The organism is Exiguobacterium sp. ZWU0009, assembly GCF_000798935.2.
Lineage (GTDB): Bacteria > Bacillota > Bacilli > Exiguobacteriales > Exiguobacteriaceae > Exiguobacterium_A > Exiguobacterium_A acetylicum.
In genome coordinates this window covers 517560-537642 of record NZ_CP018057.1, presented here as the reverse complement: position 1 = coordinate 537642, position 20083 = coordinate 517560, and the positions used below count along the sequence as shown (strand labels likewise).

Below are 20083 nucleotides of genomic sequence, written 5' to 3'. Positions count from 1 at the left end.
CCTCCTGGTTTTAAATTCATCTGTCTGTATAAAAATTCATTATGAATTATATATATACATAGAAAACAAAAAAAGAAACCCTTTTTGCAGGATTTCTTTCAAAATGACTTACATTTTCTTTTCCATCGTCCGGTGCGGGATGCCCGCATCGTCGAATTCATCGGAGACGATCGTATATCCAAGTCCTTGATAAAACGGGATGGCTTGAACTTGTGCACCGAGTGTCAGCAATTGCTTCCCTTCGCGACGTGCGACTCGTTCCATTGCCTGCATCAACTCGCCACCGTATCCTTTTCCTCGCGCTGTTGCTAGCGTCGCCACACGTTCAACTTTCATCCGTTGGTCGTCATATGGACGTGTGCGCCCTGTTGCGACCGGGCGATTCTGCTCATCGAGAACAAGCAGATGAATCGCTGTCTCATCATGTGTATCGTATTCAAGATGGCGTGGTACGCCTTGCTCCTCGACGAAGACACGCTCTCGGATCATCCGGACGGCTTGATGTTGTTCTGCTGTACGTACTTGAATGACTGTCATGACTGATATTCCTCCCGTAATCGATCGACATATGCCATCGCATCATCCCGATTCGTAAATTGTGCCTGTGCCTGAACCGCACTTCCTCCGCCTCGCCCATTGAATGCTTGGACATGTGCTTTAGCGAATTTCCCGAGATGGGGTTCACCTGGACTACTCATCAGTAGCTTGTTCGTTGTCGCATTCCAAACGACGCCGACGCGCCCTGCTTCTTGAATCGCTTTAGCGAGTTGCTCGGAAACCTTGATCTCTTCCTCCAGATGTTCAAATACAAGAATGCCTTCTTGTTGTTCTAAAGCGTGAGCGAGTGTGAACGTTGCGAGTTGTTCCTGGGCGTGTTCGACCTGTTTCGTTAAGCGTTTCTGCTCTTCTTGTAACGCTTGGACGGCTTCTAGCATTTGAACTGGTTTGACCGACAAGGCTTGCGCCGCTTCCCGTAAGGCTCGTCGTTCTGCCTGAACGAGTTGGTATGCCCGTTCCTTCGCGACATAGGACAGACGAATATTTCCACGAATCCGCTCGACTCCGGTAAAGAGAATCGACTCGAGCTGTGCCGTCGAATCAAGATGCGTCCCGCCACAGGCACTATAATCGAGTGTACCGATTTGAACGACACGAATTCGTCCTTCGACTTGTGGTGTTTTTCGTAATGGTAAGCGTAGCGCTTCCGCCTCGTCATATTCGGTTGCCGTAATCGGTAATCCTTGTTCAATCACATGCCGTAATCGTCGATCCAACTGTTCTTGTTGCATAGTTGTCCATTCAGGTGTCTCGATATCAAGCGTCGAGACCTCACTTCCCGTTCGAAAACTGAGTGTCTTGATATTTGATTCATCTTGTAGGATCGCAGAGATGACATGTTGTGCCGTATGTTGCGCCGCATGATCGATCCGGACTGCGTCATCTACGATACCGGTGACATCACCTGTGAGCGGCGTCGCCAGTTGGTGCCAGACGACACCGTCTTCGATTTGAACGTCAAGGACCGGTTGGTCGTTCAATGTTCCACGATCCGCTGGCTGTCCACCGCTCTCGGGATAGAAATAACTTTTCTCTAAAGCAACCCAATAGCCATCTACTTGTTTTGTCGTGCGAATGGATGTCTGAAAGGTTCGGACATCGGATTCTATTTGTTCGGGGCGCATGCCTCGACCACCTTTCTCTGTCAGTTTCACTCTGTATTATGCCATATTTCATCCAGAATCGTTTGTCGGCTTGCCTTTTTCCTAGTACACTAGACGAAAGACTACCGATCGCGAAGGGACGAAATGCCGTGATTCAGCATATCAATAAAAATTCACCACTCCCCATCTACTATCAAATCGAAGCTGCCTTAAAACAACAAATTGAAAGCGGTGTTCTTCAACCTGGCGATTTGATCCCGTCCGAGCGCGAATTTGCCGAAGCGCACCAAATCAGCCGAATGACGGTCCGACAAGCCATTTCAAACTTGGTCAACGCCGGTTACTTGATTCGTCAAAAAGGACGTGGAACATTCGTCGCGAATAAAAAAATCGTTATGCAACTGTCTGGATTGACGAGTTTCTCGGAAGAGATGGAGCACTTAGGTTTAGAACCGACGAGTGCGCTACTTTCCTATCAAATCATCGACGCCTCGATGACGATTGCCAATAAGCTACGGATTCGCGAAGGGGCATCGGTGTATGAACTGAAACGTTTACGAATTGCTGATGAGCAAGCTCTTGCCCTTGAGACCGTCTATATCCCGGAACAGCTCTTACCTGGACTCGATCAAGACGTTGCGACAGCATCGCTCTATGCATTTGCAGAAGCGAGCGGATTAAATCTTGGACGTGCAAGTCAAACGTTCGAATCACGTCTTGCAACGAAGGAAGAGGCGAGTCATCTTGGTCTATCGACCGCTTCGCCCGTCCTATCCGTCGAGCAACTGACATATCTCGCGACGGAGCAACCGTTTGAATATGTCATCTCCGCTTACCGGGGAGACCGCTATACCTTCACCGTCGAAATGGAACGCCAACGTTAAAAATCCCCTTGTATCGTCGTACAGTGACGATGATACAAGGGGATTTTTAGCATATATTACTGAGCAGGAACGGCTTCTGTCTCCGTCACTGGTTCTTCTGTCGTGCTTTGTGCCGGGTCTGTCTCTTCCTTGATCGGTTCGACTTCTTGACCTTGCATCGCTTTTGCTAAGTTACTTTTCACTTGCTCCAGTTGATTCGGATCGAGATGGTATTCCCATTTCCCGCTAATACCGATGTAGCCTTCTCCAGCGAGTTGGTACTCCGTCGTGTTACGTAACGCTGCTGTGAAATCTGCTAAGCGTGTATAATCGTTCGGACCTAAATTCGTTTCGACGTTATCACCGACAGCATCCAAAATATCACGGTATGCACTGAGGGAACGGAAACTTGCCGCTTCTTTGGCGACCGCTTGAATGACTTGCATCTGTTTTTGACCGCGTCCGATATCACCGAGCGGATCATCATGACGGTTCCGGACGTAAGCAAGTGCTTGCTCTCCTGTTAAATGTTGCATACCTTTATCAACAGTGACAGTACCGGCTTTACGTTTTGAATCTTGCTCTTTGAACGCATATCGTACATCGATGTCTACGCCGTCCAATGCATCGATCAATTGAACGAATCCTTGGAAATTAACTTTAACGACGTGATCGATTTGAATACCGAGCAGGTTTTCTGTCGTTTCACGCGCTAATTTAATCCCATTATAGGAATTCGATTTATCCATCGAACCGAAGTAATGGGCATGGGTGATTTTATCTTGCTCAACACCTGTCTTACCATAAGGTACATCGTATTTCGAATAATCGATGTTCACGAGTGAATCACGCGGAATACTCGTCAACACTAATTGTTCCGTTTTTTTATTTAAGATTCCGACGATCATGACATCTGATCGCGCCGGTTCATTTCGTTCTTTACTTTTTTTCGTTTCATCCGTCCCAAGAATCAAGAACGATTCAGACGGAACATCATCATATTTAGAGCTCACCTTCGAGCCGGGAATGTTAATCTGCGTCTTTGCCAATGTTTCTTGCGTTTTAATAAAAACAGCTCCAGCATATCCAGAACCGATGATTGTGACAAGCAGGACGAGTGCAGCGATGACTTTCATGAACATCTTGCCAGCACTTGGCTGTCTCTTTCGTGCGGATCGCGTTTCCATCATGTAAACCCTCATTTTCATGTAAATTTTCCGTAAAGTTCGCTAATCTCCATTATCCGTACATTTAATGAAATGTCAATTTACGTTTCGATTAAAGAAATCGTATGGAATCGTTGCACTGAAAAAATCATGGATCCTTAGTACGATTTATCATGAGATTGAATGATCTTGGTATATGTCCTGGAGATACCTTTCTATCAAAATAACAAATCGCTTAAGACTAGGCTCAACAGAATCAAAAAAGGAATAGAGTCAATCCAATGATTGTCTCTATCCCTGTTGATTCATCGCTTTTTCATCGTCATACTTTCATGAAATTCAGATATGCCGCTCGTCCTGTACGTTTAGCGTCATCTGACAATAAAGAGGCCGCTTCTTCGTCCAAAATTACCATGACATCAGCATGACGCTTGAGTACAGTTGCTGGACAATCCGTTGTTGCGACACCTTCCATCATATCGCGAACCGCTTCTGCCTTTCGTTCACTAGAAGCAACGAGAAGGATCTTCTTCGCTTCCATGATCGTACCGATCCCCATCGTGATTGCCTTCGTCGGTACTTCCTCTAATCGATCAAAGAAACGTTGGTTCGCTTCTCGTGTCGACTCTGTCAATTCCGTTACGTGTGTCTTAGCGTCGAATGGTGTACCCGGTTCATTGAAGGCGATGTGTCCATTTGCTCCAATTCCGAGTAATTGAATGTCGATGCCTCGATTGCGGACGAGCGCTTCATATCGTTCACTTTCGCGCACGGGATCTTCTGTGTTCCCGATTGGAACGAATGATTCCTTAAATGCGACATCTTTGAATAGATGCTCTTGCATGAACGTATGATAACTTTGTGGATGCTCTGGGCTGAGACCGACATATTCGTCGAGGTTAACCGTTGTCACATGTCGACAATCGAGCGAATCCTTCCGCCATTCTTCATAAACGCCGACCGGTGAACTTCCCGTTGCCAGTCCTACCGTCAAACCTTCCGGGTGACGCTTAATTTCCTGTTTCAAAAATTGATAGGCCACCTGTGCTAATTCTTCTCCCTTTTCTACGATCATCCATTTCATGAGGTAGACTCCTTTCCGTTCGTGATCCGGTGTCGCGTACCACGATGAATCGTTTCTTGAATACGTAATCCCTCGTCGAGCAAGACGATATCTGCATCTTTACCGACCGCGAGGCTTCCCTTTTGAGCCAATTGAAGCTCTTTGGCCGCATTGACCGATGTCATGCGGACCGCTTCTTCGAGCGAACAACCTGTATAGGCAATGATGTTTCGTAAAGCAGCGTCCATTGTCAGGACACTTCCAGCTAAGCTACCGTTTTCAAGACGTGCCGCACCGTCTCGAACGAATACAGCCTGACCACCTAACTCATATTCACCGTCTGCTAATCCTTTTGCTCGCATCGCATCCGTGATGACGATCAGTCGATCTGCGCCTTTCATTCGATAGGCAAAATCCACCATCTCCGGCGCACTGTGAATCCCATCCGGAATGATCTCCGCATAGACGTCTGGTGTCAGGAGGCAATACCCGACTGTGCCAGGTTCCCGGTGATGAAGTGCTCGCATTTGATTGTAAAGGTGGGTACCATGCGTGACGTGACCGGCTTGGTTTTGGGCATATGTCGCGTCTGTATGTCCGGCTGATGGAATCGCACCCGTCAAGCGCACCGCTTCTTCGAACGCCCGTGCTCCCGGGCGTTCCGGAGCGTATGTGACGAGCTTGATCGTGTTCCCTGCTGCTTTTTGCCATTTCAAGAACTGCTCGACATCCGGTTCGACGATATGTTCGTGAGGCTGTGCACCCGCATAATTTGGATTGATGAATGGTCCTTCAAGATGAACACCGATGATCGTCGTATCGTCTTGTGCTATGACTTCTCGAACCGTCTCAAGCGCGCGTGTGATATTTCCCCAGTCCTGAGTAATGGTCGTCGCTAAAAACGATGTCACACCTTCTTGTAACATCTGTCGGCTGAAATGACGCAGGCTATCGGCATCTCCATCCATGACATCGACATCATACCCTCCATGAATATGCACATCGATCATTCCTGGAATGAGTGATTGATGCTGCGCATCGATCGTCTCTTCTCCTGCGATTTCCTCGAATTCCGACATGGGTCCAATCGCCTCGATTGTTCGGTCAAAACGAATGAAGCCGTCTTCAATCGTCTGCTCTCCCGTGTAAATCCGGGCATTGGTGATCACTGTCATCTAGCATCTTCCTTTCTCTATCCGTTCCATGACTTGCTTCCGTATTTAGTATAACGCGATTAATTCTAGTTGTATAGACCTTTGTACATTTCATCATAAAATATGAAAGGACGATCTCACTTGTCTTTAGACAAGTGGTCGCCCTTTGTATACCCGTCGATTGCCGACTTCATGCGTCAGTCGATCATGGTAATAAAATTCGGTCTTTTTTTCGGGAAATCAGACGCGTGGCTTTTAAGATTGCCATTGGTAACGATTGACGCTTCCGGTAAGCCAGGTATCGTCCTTCCCATTTTGGATCATACTTTTCTTTATATCGTCGTAGACCGGTGAAACTATACATGTAGCGAATATTATTGAAGACATCCGCTGCCACACGTTCTTGCCAGAAGGACGTCTCGTCTTCTCCGACGGACGAAAGCGGAGCCATTCCCATGTTGAACGTGTGGTAGCCTTCATCTTTCGCATACTCGAATAGTCGGATGAACATCGCATCCATGATTCCATTCGGTCCATCTGGTCGAAAACGCATCAAGTCAATCGATAGGACCCCTTCTTGGTAAGCAGGCATGAATGTCATGAACCCGATCAATCGTCCTTCCGCTTCACGCATGATGCCGATCGGTGCCCGGTTTAAATAAGGTTCGTGGAAGTAACCGAGCGAGAAACCTTTCTCGGACTTACCGCCTAACCATTCGTCGGAGACCTCTTGTAGTTCTGCTAAAAGTGTTCCTGAAATAGGTGGCTCGACTACTTCGAACGTCATGCCCTCTCGTTCAAAGCGATTTTTAATCGACCGCAGTCCAGCTCGCTTTTTTCCTGATACGGTGAAAGATGGAATATCAACGATCGCTTCTTCTCCGAGTTTAAAGAAGTTGAAGCCAAAATCATGATAGAGAGACATGTTTTGTGCTTGAATTTGATAGATGTTCGGAATATATCCAAGATCTTCGACGCGACGTAAGAAAGACGCGATGACTTGTGAATGTTCCTTTGGATCTCCACTCGGGTCGCCAAGGACCATGATCCGATTACCGGTCTGACTAAACTGGATGAATGAACGTCCCGTTTCAGAGAAGAAGAAACGTTTATCACCTAGAAACGCGAGATGGCTCAAATAATTCCCACCCTGCTCACGCAACACCGACTCGATCTTTTCAGCATTGAATCGCTCACCGAGTACCGGTTGATTGAATGTGTTGAATAAGCGGATGAAGACGAGAACATATACGAGCGCAAAGATAGAGGCACTCGCTGCAAACATGAAAATTTCGTGTGCCGGATACACTTTTGTTCCATCTGCTGATCCGAGTGTATAGAAGGCGTATCCAAAAAAGACGAATCCTCCAATGTACAATAGACCAGCGAAGGCAACCCGGATGAACCGTGTCGTCGTAATGAGTGTTCGTTCTCGGTGAAATGCTTTTCGCGACATCAGTAGCAAGACGAGGACGATGATGACGGCAAGGAAGGAAATCAAGTTAAAACCACGAAGTGCCATTCCAATCAAAGCGAAAAAAGATGCCCCGTACATCATATATAACGACCGTTTTGTACGACGATACAGTGCTGTCGATAAGAGGACGAACAATAAGCCGCCCATCAAGAAGAAACTATTCGCGAGTAACAGCGCTTCGTGTGGTAATTTAGATTCCAAATATTCATACTGCGTCGAGACAGGTGGTAAAATCGCCAGTCCCCAAATCGTGATCCCGGCAACGAGTGTGATCAACGCGAGCGTGAAATGACGAATTTTACTGAGGAATCGCAGTTGTAAGCGCCAAATGACGCCCCCGACCTCCATCGATGGACCAACGATCGGTTTGTCTTCGATCATCTTGACGACCGGACCGCTGAACTCCCGAGCTGAGAAAATGACACCGATCAGGAACGGAATCAAGTAGTAGACAAGACGGTAGATCAATAATCCTGTCAAAACGATGCCTTCCTCGACACCGGCACGCTGCATGCCGATCAAAAACACTAAGTCAAACGAACCAAACCCACCCGGTACCATCGAGATCAAACCGGCTGTCGCAGCGATGATGAAAACACCGATGACTTTTGAGAAACTGACATCCGTTCCGAGCGCTGCCAAGATCAGATAGACGACAACGCCAGCACTGAACCATTCTGCGAGTGAGACGAGTGAATATAACACAATCGATTTCGGATGGATGCTACTATTGCCTCGTCGAAACGAGAACAGCAGATAGAGTGGGAAGAAGAATGCGACACCAATGATGACGGGCCACAGCCATTTTTTTAAATCGAGTACTTCGAACGCCGGAAAAACGTGTAGAAGCGATAAGGCAGATAAGATGGACAATCCACTGATCAACGTCGGTGCCATCCAGCCGATCGCCTTCAACAAACGACCGCCTTCAACGAATGGTCGATAAAGAGCGGATCGGATCGCCATCCCAGCGAGACCACCGAATCCGATGATGCCGTTAAAGGAGTTCGCAATCCAGGATGCTCGAAAAATCAGACCGATTGGTGCTTTCGCCTTCAATGAACGTAATAAGAAGAAATCATAAAAGAACATCGTCGAGACTGCCGCAAGACCTGCGAGAATCAACAGGATGAATTGCCAAGATGGGACTTGACGAATCGCTTGAATCGACTCTTGTAGCGACAAACTACGCAATTCGTTTTGTCCTTGATAAAAAATGAATCCAATCAAGACGATCGGCAAGATGATCTTCGCAATCGTCATGATGCGTTGTTTTGAGAATTTCAAGCTGCCAGCCTCCTTGATTTACGGATTAAATGCATAAGACGAACAAGCAGTAGCGTTGCTCCGACCGCAAGACCGATGATCAATCCCCACCAGTAACCATCTGGTCCGAGTGTCGTATAGCGTTCGAGATAAAAACCTAATGGTAGTCCAATGACCCAGTAGGCAGCAATCGTCAACAAGAAGGTGACGTTGACATCCTTGAATCCACGTAATGCACCTTGCGTCGGTGCAGCAACTGCATCCGACAGTTGAAAGAAAATCGCTAAAATCATGAAGTGTGCGGCTGCTTCGATGACTTGAGGATCACGACTATATAAAGCGGCAAGTTCTTCATTCTTTAAGTACAACAAGATCCCGGAGAACAAGGAGACGGCAACACACATCGTCAATCCAATGACGACGTACTGGACAGCGTCCTTGATTCGTTTGGCACCGACCTCAAAACCGACTGTGATCGTCAAAGCGGACGCAGCAGATAATGGGATCATATAGACGAACGAAGCGAAGTTGATGGCCGCTTGATAGGCACCGATGATGACATCGCCGTACGCTCCGAGCAGCAACGTGACCGCCGAGAAAATACTGACTTCAGAAAAAATCGCTAGACCAATCGGAGCACCGAGTAGAATCAATTCCTTGATTCGCTTCATATCTGGACGGTAAAAGCGCCGCAGAATCCCAAGGCGTTGAAATAATTCTCCTTTAAAGACGACAGCGATGATCGCTAGACAGAGAATCCAGTAGGTGATGGCAGTCGCAACTCCCGCGCCCACTCCACCAAGTTCCGGAAAACCGAAGTTTCCGAAGATGAATAGATAATTGAAAAGGACGTTAATGGGTAAAGAGATTAGTAGTAAGACCATCGTGATATTTGATTTACCTAATGAATCGACGAGTGTTCGTAAAACGAAGAAAACGAACATCGGTACGATCCCAAGTGCTAACATCACGAGATAATTTCGCGCGACTTCACGCGCCTCTGCTGATAACTCCATCCGTTCGAGAATCGGATTGACAGCAATAAGTCCGATGACTACGGTCAAACCAATGATCACGACAGCAACGTACAACGCCTGCATGACAATCCGTTTGACTTCCCGCTCGCGTTTCGCTCCCATCGCTTGGGAAACGAGCGGTGCGACGGCAAGTAGAATACCGGTCAGTCCTGTGTAAACGGGTGCCCAGAGACTTGCTCCGACACCGACTCCTGCTAAATCAGCAGAGCCGTATCGACCGGCCATGACCGTATCGAAAAAACTAATTAAGTAAAACGCGACTTGCGTTACGAGGATGGGAAAGAAAATTTTCATGAATTGCTTCATCTTTCCTGAGAACGTAACTGTTTCTAACATGTTTCCACCACATTTCAGGAGGAGTCCTCCTTAATTTTAAAACCTAGCACTCTTGAACTCTTACGAAAATAATCCGAGGAGGGATTCATCTCATGAACCATCGAGATACTGAAAAGCTGACTTTCGAACTGCTTGAGACATGGTCGACCTTCAATCATTATGCCAAAGAGGCTCAAACGTTTGAAAATCCGGAAGATGTCCATCAAGCGCGGATTCGGTTACGGAAACTGATCACATTCGCCCGATTGGTCGATTTAACGGAGGAACCCGTTTATTTGATTTGGAAGCGACTGATGCATGCTTTCGGCGAAGTCCGTGACCTCGACGTACAACTCGAAGCAACCTCAAACAAAACAGAAATCGATCAGTTGTTCGCGAACCATGTCGCTCTGCAACTTCAAGGGAAACGTTCGACTTTAATCGAGACGATGCACCTCTTGATCTCAAATGAACTGGATCGATCCGTTCGTCGCTTTTTAGCCGGTCCGATGACAAAGCGCCTCAAGCGGATGTCAGAAAAAGAGCTGATTCACGCCGCCGAGAAACGCTATGAAAAAAAACGTGAACAATTTGAAAAAGTGCAACGAAAGGATGGAACGAAGCGTGTCGAACGGATGCATGAATTACGGCTTGCTACAAAAGCATACCGTTATACGGTCGAGTACCTTCGTCCCTACACGCATCAACCGAAGTCTGCTGTTGATCGCCTAAAGACAACCCAGTCACGACTCGGACACATCAATGATACGTATCAGCGATTAGAAAGATGGCGCTCTTTCGAGGTTCCATCTGCTTATCAAGAAGAGCGTTTACGTCAGATCAAGCGTTTAGAGGACGAACTACGTTCTGCGCTTGATCAGATTGAAATCGCTCATGGATGACGTTGAACGAGTAATTCCAGCATCTTTGTTCCGGCAATCGAATTCCCTTTTGCGTCAAGCGATGGTCCAAAGACACCGATTCCGAGATCAGCCATATCGAAATCACTTCGACCACAAGCAACGACTGCACCGGAAACACCACTTTTTCCTGGTAGCCCGACTTGGACCGAAAATTCTCCAGATGCATCGTACATGCCACACGTCGTCATGATCGCTCGAATGATTCGTGCGTTCCGACGTGAAATGACTTGGCGTCCTGATGGTGTTTTTCCAGATGTACTCAAAATTTTTCCCATCATGGCAAGTCCTTTACAGTTCGTCAAAATCGCACACTGCTTCGTGTAGACGTCGATGATCTCTTCGACATTTCCTTCGATGACACCGTGATAGCGCATGAAGTACAACAATGCACGGTTTAAATCCGTCGTTTCGAATTCTGATTCAGCAACATCTGCGTCATATTTTACCATTTCTACTTCAATATCCAATAGTTTTGCGATGAATTGACGCAATTGAAGTAATTTATCGGCAGCATCTGTTCCCGGTAACATGCTCGTCACGGCTAGTGCTCCTGCATTGATCATTGGATTAAGCGGTTTTGTTGGAATCGTCTCTTCAAGTTTTGCGATCGAATTGAACGCATCGCCCGTCGGTTCCATCCCGACTTTTGAAAAGACATAGTCTTCTCCGAATGTCTCGAGGACGAATGCGAGCGTGATGATCTTCGATACACTCTGTAGTGTAAACATCGTATCCGCATCACCTGCCGAAACGAACGTCCCGTCGGCATTACAGACGGCGATTCCGAGTTGTGTCGGATCAACCTTCGCAAGTTCTGGGATGTAACTGGCGACTTGTCCAAGCACCGTATACGGACGGCATTCTTCAATCAACTCCTCGAGTTGGGCTTGTGTAACATTCATGGCGTTCCCTCTTTCTCTTTTTTTTCTAGCTTATCACGCATCTAACGGATACGGATATGGTTCTTCCGTAAACGCTAAAAGGAGTCGACTCGTTTCAGCCGAGTCGACTCCTTTTTCTAGCATCTGCTTCATCCGTGGACGACGAGTTCACCGTCTTCTACGTCAATCGAAATCCGAGCACCATCTTGAATCGCCCCACTGATTAAGGCACGGGCAAGTTTCGTCTCAATCGTTCGTTGCATATAACGATTGATTGGACGGGCGCCGTATTGTGGTTCAAATGCTTCTTCGAAAATCAACGTCTTCGCAGCATTCGTGACATCAATCGTAATGCCACGTCCAGATAAACGTGAGCTCATTTTCTCGACCGCTTTGTCAATGATTCGTTCGATTTCCGTCCGGTGGAGTGGATGGAATAAAATCGTATCATCAATCCGATTCAAGAACTCCGGTCGGAAGTGACGTTTCAGTTCTTGGCGAACGGCTTCCTCTTCCGCTGCATCGATGACACCATCTTTAGCGGCTTCAAGCAGGATCGGTGCCCCGATGTTTGACGTCATGATGACGATCGTGTTCTTGAAGTCGACGACACGTCCTTGTGCGTCTGTTAATCGACCATCGTCGAGCAACTGAAGCAAAATATTAAAGACGTCCCCGTGCGCTTTTTCGATCTCATCGAACAACAGCACCGAATACGGGCTCCGTCGGACGGCTTCCGTCAATTGACCGCCTTCTTCATAACCGACATATCCCGGAGGCGCACCAACAAGACGGGAGACATTGTGTTTTTCCATATACTCCGACATATCGATGCGGACGATATGATCTTCACTATCGAACATCGCTGCCGCTAAAGCTTTTGCAAGTTCTGTCTTCCCGACTCCTGTCGGACCGAGGAATAAGAACGAGCCGATTGGGCGGTTCGGATCCTTGATGCCTGCGCGCGCTCGAATGACAGCGTCCGCGACGAGACGGACTGCTTCGTCTTGACCGAAGACGCGCTCATGGAGTGTATCCTCGAGATAGAGTAATTTTTCGCGTTCACCCTGCGCAAGCCGTGTCACCGGAATGCCGGTCCATTTCGAAACGATATCGGATATCTCTTCTTCCGTCACCGCTTCTCGAACGAGTTCGTGTGAGACGTGTTCAGATGACTCTTCCGCAACTTTCAGACGTGCCTCAAGATCCGGAATTTGACCGTACTTGATTTCCGATGCTCGGTTCAAATCATAGCGCCCTTCCGCTTCTTGTAACGCCAGTTTTGCCTTCTCAAGATCCGCACGTAACTGCTGGACACTTTGCGAACTCTCTTTTTCCCGTTCCCATCGCGTCCGCAACGCACTCTCGTCTTCTCGAACAGAGCTGAGCTCTTGCTGTAAGACGGCAAGTCGTTTCCGAGATGCTTCATCCGTTTCTTTCTTTAATGCCGCTTCCTCGATTTCGAGCTGCATGACCCGACGAACGAGTGAATCGAGTTCAGCTGGCATCGACTCCATATCGGTCCGAATCATTGCACATGCTTCATCAACGAGATCGATCGCCTTATCCGGCATGAACCGATCCGTAATATACCGATCGGATAACATCGCCGCCGCAACGAGCGCATTATCATGAATCCGTACACCGTGGTGAATCTCGAATCGTTCTTTTAATCCACGCAGAATGGAAATCGTATCCTCGACATCCGGTTCCGCGACAAGGACTTGTTGGAAGCGACGTTCGAGCGCTGGATCTTTCTCGATATACTTCCGGTACTCGTCAAGCGTCGTCGCCCCGATACAGTGCAGTTCTCCTCGCGCAAGCATCGGCTTGAGCATGTTTCCGGCATCCATTGCGCCGTCTGTCTTCCCGGCACCAACGATCGTATGCAACTCATCGATGAATAAGAGAATCTGACCTTCGGCTTCCTTGACTTCATTCAAGACCGCCTGCAGGCGCTCTTCGAACTCACCCCGATATTTCGCACCAGCGACGAGCGCACTCATATCTAAACTGAACAACTGCTTGTTCTTCAGACTCTCTGGTACATCCCCACGGACGATCCGTTGCGCGAGTCCTTCAACGATTGCCGTTTTCCCGACGCCGGGTTCTCCGATCAAGACGGGATTATTTTTTGTCTTCCGACTCAAAATCCGGATGACACGTCGAATCTCATCATCACGACCGATGACCGGGTCCGTTTTCCCAGACCGGAAATCCGCTACAAGATCACGTCCATATTTTTTTAGTACATCGAACGTCTCTTCAGGATTTTTCGTCGTGACCTTCCGATTGCCTCGCATACTGACGATTGCTTCCCGGAGTGTCTCTTCCGTAATGCCTTGACGACGTAAATATTGAGCTGCTGGACTTGATTGTTTGATCAATGCCAACAATAAGTGTTCGACGGAGACGTAGTCATCCTGCATGAGACGCGCTTCCGTCTCTGCTTCCGTTAATACGTTCAGCAACGAGCCACCGATCCGAGGCGTCGTCGCCTGTGACAAGGCCGGAAGTTTACTAATTGCCTCGTCAATCGCTCCATTCAATGTCTCAATCCGTTGATTCAGCTTTTCAAAAATGACCCGTGCAATTCCCTCTTCTTGCGCAAGTAAGGCAAGTAACAAATGCCACTCTGTGATTTCACTATGACGACGTTGTTTCGCGATCGCTTGGGCAGAGACGATTCCCTCGTGTGCCCGATCCGTTAAACGTTCAAAATCCATCCTTGATCACTCCTTCACTGCAAGTTGACGTTCCCACTCTTCATAAAAGGCACGGTCCATCTCAGGTAACTTGACTTCAAGTTGGACAAGTAACGCTCCCCGATGGCCATTCGCTTGACTGAGACCACGATTCGGAATCCGGAGTCGTGCTCCTGGTTTCGTGCCCGGTTTGACTTTCAGTTTGATTCGTTTCCCTTCAAGCGTATCCGCGACGACTTCGCCTCCGAGCACAAGCGTCGTCGGATGAACACGGACGGTGGAGATGACGTCCTGGTCGACGCGTCGGAACTGATCATCATCCTTCAGATGAATCGTCACGTAAACATCTCCCGCGACACCTTGTCGGTTACGCATCGAACTTTTTCCACGTAAGCGGACTTTTTTACCGTCATAGACGTCTTTCGGTAGCGTCAATTGAATTGATCCGGTCGCGAGACGCACCGTGACTTTTTCGTTCGTACTGAGGTGTCCGAGCGGTACCGTCAATTCAAGCTCTTCATCGGTCGACGCCTCTTCTTGACTAAAGAACGAACCGAACATATCTTCAAATCCGAACGATTGTCCAGGTCGTGTCCGTCCACCACCTCCGAACTGTCGGAACAAATCTTCATAATCTCCAGCGCCACCAGCTCCAGCACCTGCCATCTGATCGAAGTTACTGCCATATCGATCGTACTTCGCTCGTTTTTCCTCATCCCCAAGCACATCGAACGCTTCTTGGATATCCTTGAAACGCTGGTCCGCACTCGCCTCTTTATTGACGTCTGGGTGATACTGCTTCGCCAATTTGCGGTACGCGCGCTTAATATCTTGATTCGATGCATCCTTCGTGACACCGAGTGTTTGATAGTAGTCTTTTGCCATTCGAATTCACTTCCTTTTCCTATACTTCATTACCTTAATTATAAAAGTCGTCTTCTAATTGGTCAAATATAGTCAAACTTTTTTCTGACATTCTGTTCTCTTTTCACTTTACGTCCTTGCGACAAACAAGTTTCACTGACTGAACCATGTTATACTGATAGCCAAACAGGAAATGAACGATTGGAGGATTTACAGATGGATGGTAAAACACGTAAAAATATTACGCCTGGTCTAAAAGTCAGCATCGTGCTGAAGCAAGATCAACGAACTGGTAAACGAACAGAAGGAATCGTTAAAGACCTTCTCACGAAATCGCCGCAACATCCGCACGGGATCAAAGTGCGTTTAGAAGACGGACAAGTCGGTCGTGTTCAAGAAATTTTAGATTAAGAAGACAACAATCGCTCGCCCTGATTCCTTTTCGGAGTCACGACGAGCGATTTTTTTATGCTTCAATAGCTTGTTCTAAATACCGCCACGTTGCTTCAACTAGAATACGTGCTGCATCGAGCATCGCCGGCTCCTTAAAATCAAACTGCGGATGATGATGCGGTGGATACGAAGCATCTCCCGCTCCTGTAAAGAAGAACGCGCCAGGTACGTGTTGCAGATAATAAGCAAAATCCTCGCCACCCATCGTCGGTTCAATCTCAAATACATGCTCGTCTCCTAGAACTTCTCGTGCGACAGATTCAATCAATGCGGTGGGTGCAGCATGGTTGATGACAGCCGGATAGCCTTTTTCGTATGTAAAGTGATACGTTGCTCCGACTGCTTCACAGATTCCTTTGATCGTTCGCTCCATCCGCTCGATGATATCGTCCGCTGTCGCTTCATCAAACGTCCGGACCGTTCCTGTCAACGTCGCTTGATCCGCGATGACATTAAACGTATTCCCCGCATGTAATGTTCCGACAGTCACGACTGCCGGCTCCAGTGGATTGAGTTGACGACTGACGATCGATTGCAATTCCTTAACGATCGTTGCCCCGAGTAAGACAGCATCAATCGTCTCATGTGGTTTCGCACCGTGTCCGCCTTTTCCATATAAGGTCAGCTCGAACTTATCAGCCGCTGCCATGATCGGACCAATCCGAACACCGACGCGTCCTAGATCAATCGTTGACCAAAGATGCGTTCCGAAGATGACATCGACTCCTTCGAGACAACCGTCCGCAATCATATCGCGTGCACCACCCGGAACAACTTCTTCCGCATGTTGATGAATCAAGACGACATTCCCTGGTAACGATTCCCGCTGTTGCATGAGCGTCTCTGCGACGGCCAGCAACGTCGCCGTATGACCATCGTGGCCGCATGCATGCATCACACCCGGAACTGTCGACCGATACGCGACCTCTTTGGCGTCAGCAATCGGCAAGGCATCAAAGTCGGCGCGTAACGCGACGGTCTTCCCCGGTTTTCCTCCACGAATATACCCGACGACACCACGTCCGCCGACTCCGGTCCTGACTTCGATTCCAAGCGCTTTTAAATGTTGCGCGATGTAACCCGGGGTCTCTACTTCGTGAAACGACAACTCTGGATGTTGATGTAAATAGCGACGGCGCTCGACCATTTCTGGATACAACGCGTCTAGTCCGGCAGTTCGTTCTGACATATATGTATCCCCCTTATTTCTTTTGATGCAATGTCTTAACGCTTTCTCGTGTGTATTGGAGACGTTCGAGTGTGTCTTCATAATGTCCCGCAGCATACGATAAGAACAAGACATCGATCGCAAATAGTTGGGCGAGACGCGAACTGAGTGCCGCACTACGAAGCGGCGCTTCCGGTGCGCGTGATGTCCAAAGCGCGATATCCGCGAGTTGGCTGATCCGGTTGTCCCCGAAACGTGTCAGACTGATGACCTTTAGTCCTTGGATTTTCGCCAAACGGATCAACTCGACGACTTCTTCCGTTTCTCCGCTGTAGGAAATCGCAAAAAAGACATCTTCTGGGCGTGCGTTCGCTAAGATTGTCGCAAGTAAGTGCTGGTCCGTTTCTTGAATCGCCAGTTTCCCGACACGCGTCCATTTTTGAGCAGCGTCTTCAGCTACGACATGTGATGCTCCAATCCCGTAAAAATAAATCGCGCGTGCTTGATCAATCACATCAATCGCATCCGCAATCCGTTCATCATTCAACTGTTTCGCAGTATCCTGTAACGCTTGAATGCTGTTACTAAGCGTTTTTTCAATCAAGTCGACTGGACGTTCATCTTTTTCGATATCGTGATACCCTTTTAAATCCGTCCGTGCTGTATCGGCAGAAATGCGCATTCGCAACTCCGGGTATCCTTTTAGTCCAAGCGCGCGGCAGAAGCGGACGACTGCAGCGGCACTTGTATCTGATTCCTCTGCAAGTTGGTGGATCGTCATGCGCGCAATCTGGTTCATATGCGTCAAGACATAGTCTGCGACTTTTCGTGAGGACGATGGTAGTTCCTCTCGAACTGCACCGATTTGTGAATAGATACCGCCTTTCATCTACATCTCTCCTTTATCCTCTTCTTTTAAAAAGAACTAACGATTCATCACTTACCGCGTCGTTCCTGTGTGTAGAACTGTTCTTCTTTCATTATGCTCTCTCCTACTGGCTTTCGTAAATCTAAAAAATGGGAAAGTGAAACAAAATACCATTCTTCTTCCATACCCTTCCTTTCTTATTCATATGCTTCTCTCTTCCAGCGTCCGTTGTACAAAAAAAGCGACATTCCGTCCATTGGAGGAATGTCGCTTCATAAAGTGAATGGAGAAATCAGCGAATCTTGACAATCGGTTTCTTTGTATCTGGATCGAGGAACAGCATCGCTTCTGTATCCCCATTCAAGTTCGTCACAGTGATCGTCGTTGGAATGTTTCGATTATACTCCCAACGATTCTCAAGCAGGTACGTCACGTACTGAACGAATGCGACGAGTTCTGCTTTTCCGTAAAATTGAACAGGAATTTTCATCTCAAGCTTTTTAAGTTCGTCTTCTTGATAGAAGCCTTCCCCCATCATACCGGTGTAGTTCGGGAAGTAGTCTTCTAAACGGTCTTTGAATAAATCGAACTTCGCCGCATCATCACGCACGTCATTCGTCGCGCGTGCTGACGGATAGTAGTAATAGCGCTCATTGTAGTTTTTCCAGTCGTTCGCACTGATTTGATTCCCGCGACCGATGAAGGCAGACGAGAGATAGTGACCAGAAACCGGTGACCCTTCTTTTTCCTGGAGATAGAGGGCGACGTGAATCGGTGTCGTCTTCATCCCTTGCGTCTTACGCATCTTCTTGACTAAATCGTTCGCCATCCGCTTGCCTTCAGCAACGACTTTCTTTTCATCAAGTTTAACGGTATAAGTAGGTCCATAGTTTTCATCTTGGAATACATACTCACTATTTAAGACAAGCGCAATCGACGTACCACCGAGTTCAAGCTTCTTATCTTCTTCAAGCATGTAGTCTTGCTCTAAGATATGCGATAGAATCATAGGTGACTTTTGGTTTTTTTCTTTATACGACTTACCAGACGTATAGGCTGGGTTCAGACCTTCAGGATCGCTGACGCCATCGCCTGCTTTTCCTTTTCGCAACAACCATTTTGCGATTTGGTCGGCTTCGAGTAACTGACCTTCTTGGTAATAGTATTTTTCCGGATCAAAAAACTGTGTCGAGTGACGCATTAAACCCGTCTCGATTTCATCGAGCTCAAGACGTGAACTGACACGTTTTTGTGTCATTCCACGTGCGACGCTTGGACGAAATGGCAAGACCGTCCGGTAGTACGAATCTGTCGTATCAATGGCTGGACTGACGACGGCCTGGACTTCCTTACCTTGTTCACTTTCAGTAATGACTTCTTTTGTATCGCTACTTGGCGAAAGGTCGAACGAACAAGCACCTAAAAATAACGTGCTCGATAACGTCAACGCTACTGCTGTTTTATAGTTCATCTCTATTTGCACCCCATGTTTTTAAATCGTTCTCTTTATCATAACAGAATCGTTTTCCATCGGGGAAGGACAAGTTTTCCCCTGATTTTCAAAAAAGATGATGCGCCTTAGCGTATCCGAAAGGACTTTTTCTCATGACACGTCGTAAATTCATAGGTCTGCTTTTTTTACTGGCAGGCATCGCCCTTATTGCTTGGCCCTTCATCAGTGACTATCAGCGTGAACAAGAGGCAGCCAATTTAAAAGAACAATGGACAAAAAGTCTAAAGACCGTCGATGCAAAAGAGACGAAACAACCGCTCGCGAAATCAGGTGTTGGACTGCTCTCGATTCCAAGCATTGATTTCGAGCAAGTCATCTTAGAAGGCTCGACGACAGCAGTCCTCGACCGAAGTATCGGTCATATTCCAGAAACCGGATCACCCGGGAAAGGCAATTATGCGCTCGCCGGACACCGCAGTTTCACGGAAGGGCTTCACTTCAATCGTCTACCTGACGTCAAAAAAGGCGATACCGTCGTCGTCACAACAAAAACGCATCGGTATACGTACCGCATCACATCCAGTCGTCTTGTCACACCGACGACATTGTCCGTCCTCGACCAATCTGTCGCTTCTCCAACCATCACATTAATCACATGTGATCCTCCGGAAACGGCAACGAATCGTCTCATCAAACAAGGTACTTTGATTCGGAGCGAGACGATTGCTTCGTGAGAAAGATGAACATGAATAAAGGAAGGCGGAAT

The 20083-nt window shown here is 47.7% G+C and carries 17 protein-coding genes; 4 read left to right on the top strand and 13 right to left on the bottom strand.

The genetic code is table 11. From position 1 onward, the window contains the following. Window positions 1-108 precede the first annotated feature (108 nt). Together L985_RS02785 and L985_RS02780 are read right to left on the bottom strand one after the other, a co-directional pair. A complete protein-coding gene (locus tag L985_RS02785; protein WP_047394996.1) occupies window positions 109-537 on the bottom strand; it encodes a GNAT family N-acetyltransferase in 429 nt (142 codons plus the stop codon). Continuing rightward, window positions 534-1682 (bottom strand): alanyl-tRNA editing protein, encoded by a 1149-nt coding sequence (locus tag L985_RS02780; protein WP_047394993.1) that lies wholly within the window; start codon window positions 1680-1682, stop codon window positions 534-536. Before L985_RS02780 ends, L985_RS02785 begins: the two co-directional genes overlap by 4 nt. A 128-nt stretch (window positions 1683-1810) precedes the next feature. Between L985_RS02780 and phnF the strand changes: the two genes are divergently transcribed. After that, entirely contained in the window at window positions 1811-2545 is a 735-nt protein-coding gene (gene phnF / locus L985_RS02775) for a phosphonate metabolism transcriptional regulator PhnF (RefSeq protein WP_081780439.1), read from the top strand. 56 nt (window positions 2546-2601) lie between these two features. Here the strand turns inward: phnF and L985_RS02770 are convergent, their stop codons facing one another. The 5 genes from L985_RS02770 to L985_RS02750 form a co-directional block, all read right to left on the bottom strand. Next, entirely contained in the window at window positions 2602-3714 is a 1113-nt protein-coding gene (locus L985_RS02770; protein WP_231681811.1) for an LCP family protein, read from the bottom strand. A 298-nt stretch (window positions 3715-4012) separates the two neighbouring features. Then, window positions 4013-4774 (bottom strand): glucosamine-6-phosphate deaminase, encoded by a 762-nt coding sequence (gene nagB, locus L985_RS02765; RefSeq protein WP_047394990.1) that lies wholly within the window; start codon window positions 4772-4774, stop codon window positions 4013-4015. After that, window positions 4771-5928, bottom strand: a complete 1158-nt coding sequence (gene nagA / locus L985_RS02760; protein WP_047394987.1) for an N-acetylglucosamine-6-phosphate deacetylase — start codon at window positions 5926-5928, stop codon at window positions 4771-4773. The genes nagB and nagA overlap by 4 nt, the downstream gene beginning before the upstream one ends. Window positions 5929-6112: 184 nt before the next feature. Then, window positions 6113-8671, bottom strand: coding sequence for a bifunctional lysylphosphatidylglycerol flippase/synthetase MprF (gene mprF / locus L985_RS02755; RefSeq protein ID WP_047394983.1), 2559 nt, complete (start codon window positions 8669-8671; stop codon window positions 6113-6115). Further along, window positions 8668-10023, bottom strand: coding sequence for an MATE family efflux transporter (locus L985_RS02750; protein ID WP_023467101.1), 1356 nt, complete (start codon window positions 10021-10023; stop codon window positions 8668-8670). The genes mprF and L985_RS02750 overlap by 4 nt, the downstream gene beginning before the upstream one ends. A 92-nt stretch (window positions 10024-10115) precedes the next feature. Here L985_RS02750 and L985_RS02745 point away from each other — a divergent pair, with 92 nt between their 5' ends. After that, complete coding sequence (locus L985_RS02745) at window positions 10116-10904, top strand: CHAD domain-containing protein (RefSeq protein WP_047394980.1); 789 nt, start codon at window positions 10116-10118, stop codon at window positions 10902-10904. Here the strand turns inward: L985_RS02745 and glsA are convergent. The 3 genes from glsA to L985_RS02730 all read right to left on the bottom strand — a co-directional run bounded on the left by glsA (window position 10895) and on the right by L985_RS02730 (window position 15396). After that, on the bottom strand, window positions 10895-11827 hold the full coding sequence (gene glsA, locus L985_RS02740; RefSeq protein ID WP_023467099.1) for a glutaminase A: 933 nt from the start codon (window positions 11825-11827) through the stop codon (window positions 10895-10897). The two genes, L985_RS02745 and glsA, sit on opposite strands and share 10 nt — an antisense overlap. Window positions 11828-11955: 128 nt before the next feature. Beyond that, window positions 11956-14532, bottom strand: coding sequence for an ATP-dependent chaperone ClpB (gene clpB, locus L985_RS02735; protein ID WP_029340761.1), 2577 nt, complete (start codon window positions 14530-14532; stop codon window positions 11956-11958). Window positions 14533-14538: 6 nt separating this feature from the next. Beyond that, a complete protein-coding gene (locus tag L985_RS02730; RefSeq protein ID WP_029340760.1) occupies window positions 14539-15396 on the bottom strand; it encodes a DnaJ C-terminal domain-containing protein in 858 nt (285 codons plus the stop codon). A gap of 195 nt (window positions 15397-15591) precedes the next feature. Here L985_RS02730 and L985_RS02725 point away from each other — a divergent pair, with 195 nt between their 5' ends. Next, complete coding sequence (locus tag L985_RS02725; protein WP_029340759.1) at window positions 15592-15786, top strand: YwbE family protein; 195 nt, start codon at window positions 15592-15594, stop codon at window positions 15784-15786. 55 nt (window positions 15787-15841) lie between these two features. Here the strand turns inward: L985_RS02725 and L985_RS02720 are convergent, their stop codons facing one another. The 3 genes from L985_RS02720 to L985_RS02710 all read right to left on the bottom strand — a co-directional run bounded on the left by L985_RS02720 (window position 15842) and on the right by L985_RS02710 (window position 19335). Continuing rightward, window positions 15842-17017: a M20 metallopeptidase family protein gene (locus L985_RS02720; RefSeq protein ID WP_047394977.1), complete on the bottom strand. Its 1176-nt coding sequence runs from the start codon at window positions 17015-17017 to the stop codon at window positions 15842-15844. 13 nt (window positions 17018-17030) lie between these two features. Next, window positions 17031-17885, bottom strand: a complete 855-nt coding sequence (locus L985_RS02715; protein ID WP_029340757.1) for a MurR/RpiR family transcriptional regulator — start codon at window positions 17883-17885, stop codon at window positions 17031-17033. 271 nt (window positions 17886-18156) lie between these two features. Continuing rightward, window positions 18157-19335, bottom strand: coding sequence for a CamS family sex pheromone protein (locus L985_RS02710; protein ID WP_047394974.1), 1179 nt, complete (start codon window positions 19333-19335; stop codon window positions 18157-18159). Between the two features lie 134 nt (window positions 19336-19469). Here L985_RS02710 and L985_RS02705 point away from each other — a divergent pair, with 134 nt between their 5' ends. Next, window positions 19470-20051 (top strand): class D sortase, encoded by a 582-nt coding sequence (locus tag L985_RS02705; protein WP_023467085.1) that lies wholly within the window; start codon window positions 19470-19472, stop codon window positions 20049-20051. Window positions 20052-20083: the final 32 nt, after the last annotated feature.

Excerpts from the sequence above, each read along its gene's own strand:
- L985_RS02785 (WP_047394996.1), bottom strand. The coding sequence starts at position 537 with ATGACAGTCATTCAAGTACGTACAGCAGAACAACATCAAGCCGTCCGG.
- L985_RS02780 (WP_047394993.1), bottom strand. The coding sequence starts at position 1,682 with ATGCGCCCCGAACAAATAGAATCCGATGTCCGAACCTTTCAGACATCC.
- L985_RS02770 (WP_231681811.1), bottom strand. The coding sequence starts at position 3,714 with ATGATGGAAACGCGATCCGCACGAAAGAGACAGCCAAGTGCTGGCAAG.
- nagB (WP_047394990.1), bottom strand. The coding sequence starts at position 4,774 with ATGAAATGGATGATCGTAGAAAAGGGAGAAGAATTAGCACAGGTGGCC.
- nagA (WP_047394987.1), bottom strand. The coding sequence starts at position 5,928 with ATGACAGTGATCACCAATGCCCGGATTTACACGGGAGAGCAGACGATT.
- L985_RS02750 (WP_023467101.1), bottom strand. The coding sequence starts at position 10,023 with ATGTTAGAAACAGTTACGTTCTCAGGAAAGATGAAGCAATTCATGAAA.
- L985_RS02745 (WP_047394980.1), top strand. The coding sequence starts at position 10,116 with ATGAACCATCGAGATACTGAAAAGCTGACTTTCGAACTGCTTGAGACA.
- glsA (WP_023467099.1), bottom strand. The coding sequence starts at position 11,827 with ATGAATGTTACACAAGCCCAACTCGAGGAGTTGATTGAAGAATGCCGT.
- clpB (WP_029340761.1), bottom strand. The coding sequence starts at position 14,532 with ATGGATTTTGAACGTTTAACGGATCGGGCACACGAGGGAATCGTCTCT.
- L985_RS02730 (WP_029340760.1), bottom strand. The coding sequence starts at position 15,396 with ATGGCAAAAGACTACTATCAAACACTCGGTGTCACGAAGGATGCATCG.
- L985_RS02725 (WP_029340759.1), top strand. The coding sequence starts at position 15,592 with ATGGATGGTAAAACACGTAAAAATATTACGCCTGGTCTAAAAGTCAGC.
- L985_RS02720 (WP_047394977.1), bottom strand. The coding sequence starts at position 17,017 with ATGTCAGAACGAACTGCCGGACTAGACGCGTTGTATCCAGAAATGGTC.
- L985_RS02715 (WP_029340757.1), bottom strand. The coding sequence starts at position 17,885 with ATGAAAGGCGGTATCTATTCACAAATCGGTGCAGTTCGAGAGGAACTA.
- L985_RS02710 (WP_047394974.1), bottom strand. The coding sequence starts at position 19,335 with ATGAACTATAAAACAGCAGTAGCGTTGACGTTATCGAGCACGTTATTT.
- L985_RS02705 (WP_023467085.1), top strand. The coding sequence starts at position 19,470 with ATGACACGTCGTAAATTCATAGGTCTGCTTTTTTTACTGGCAGGCATC.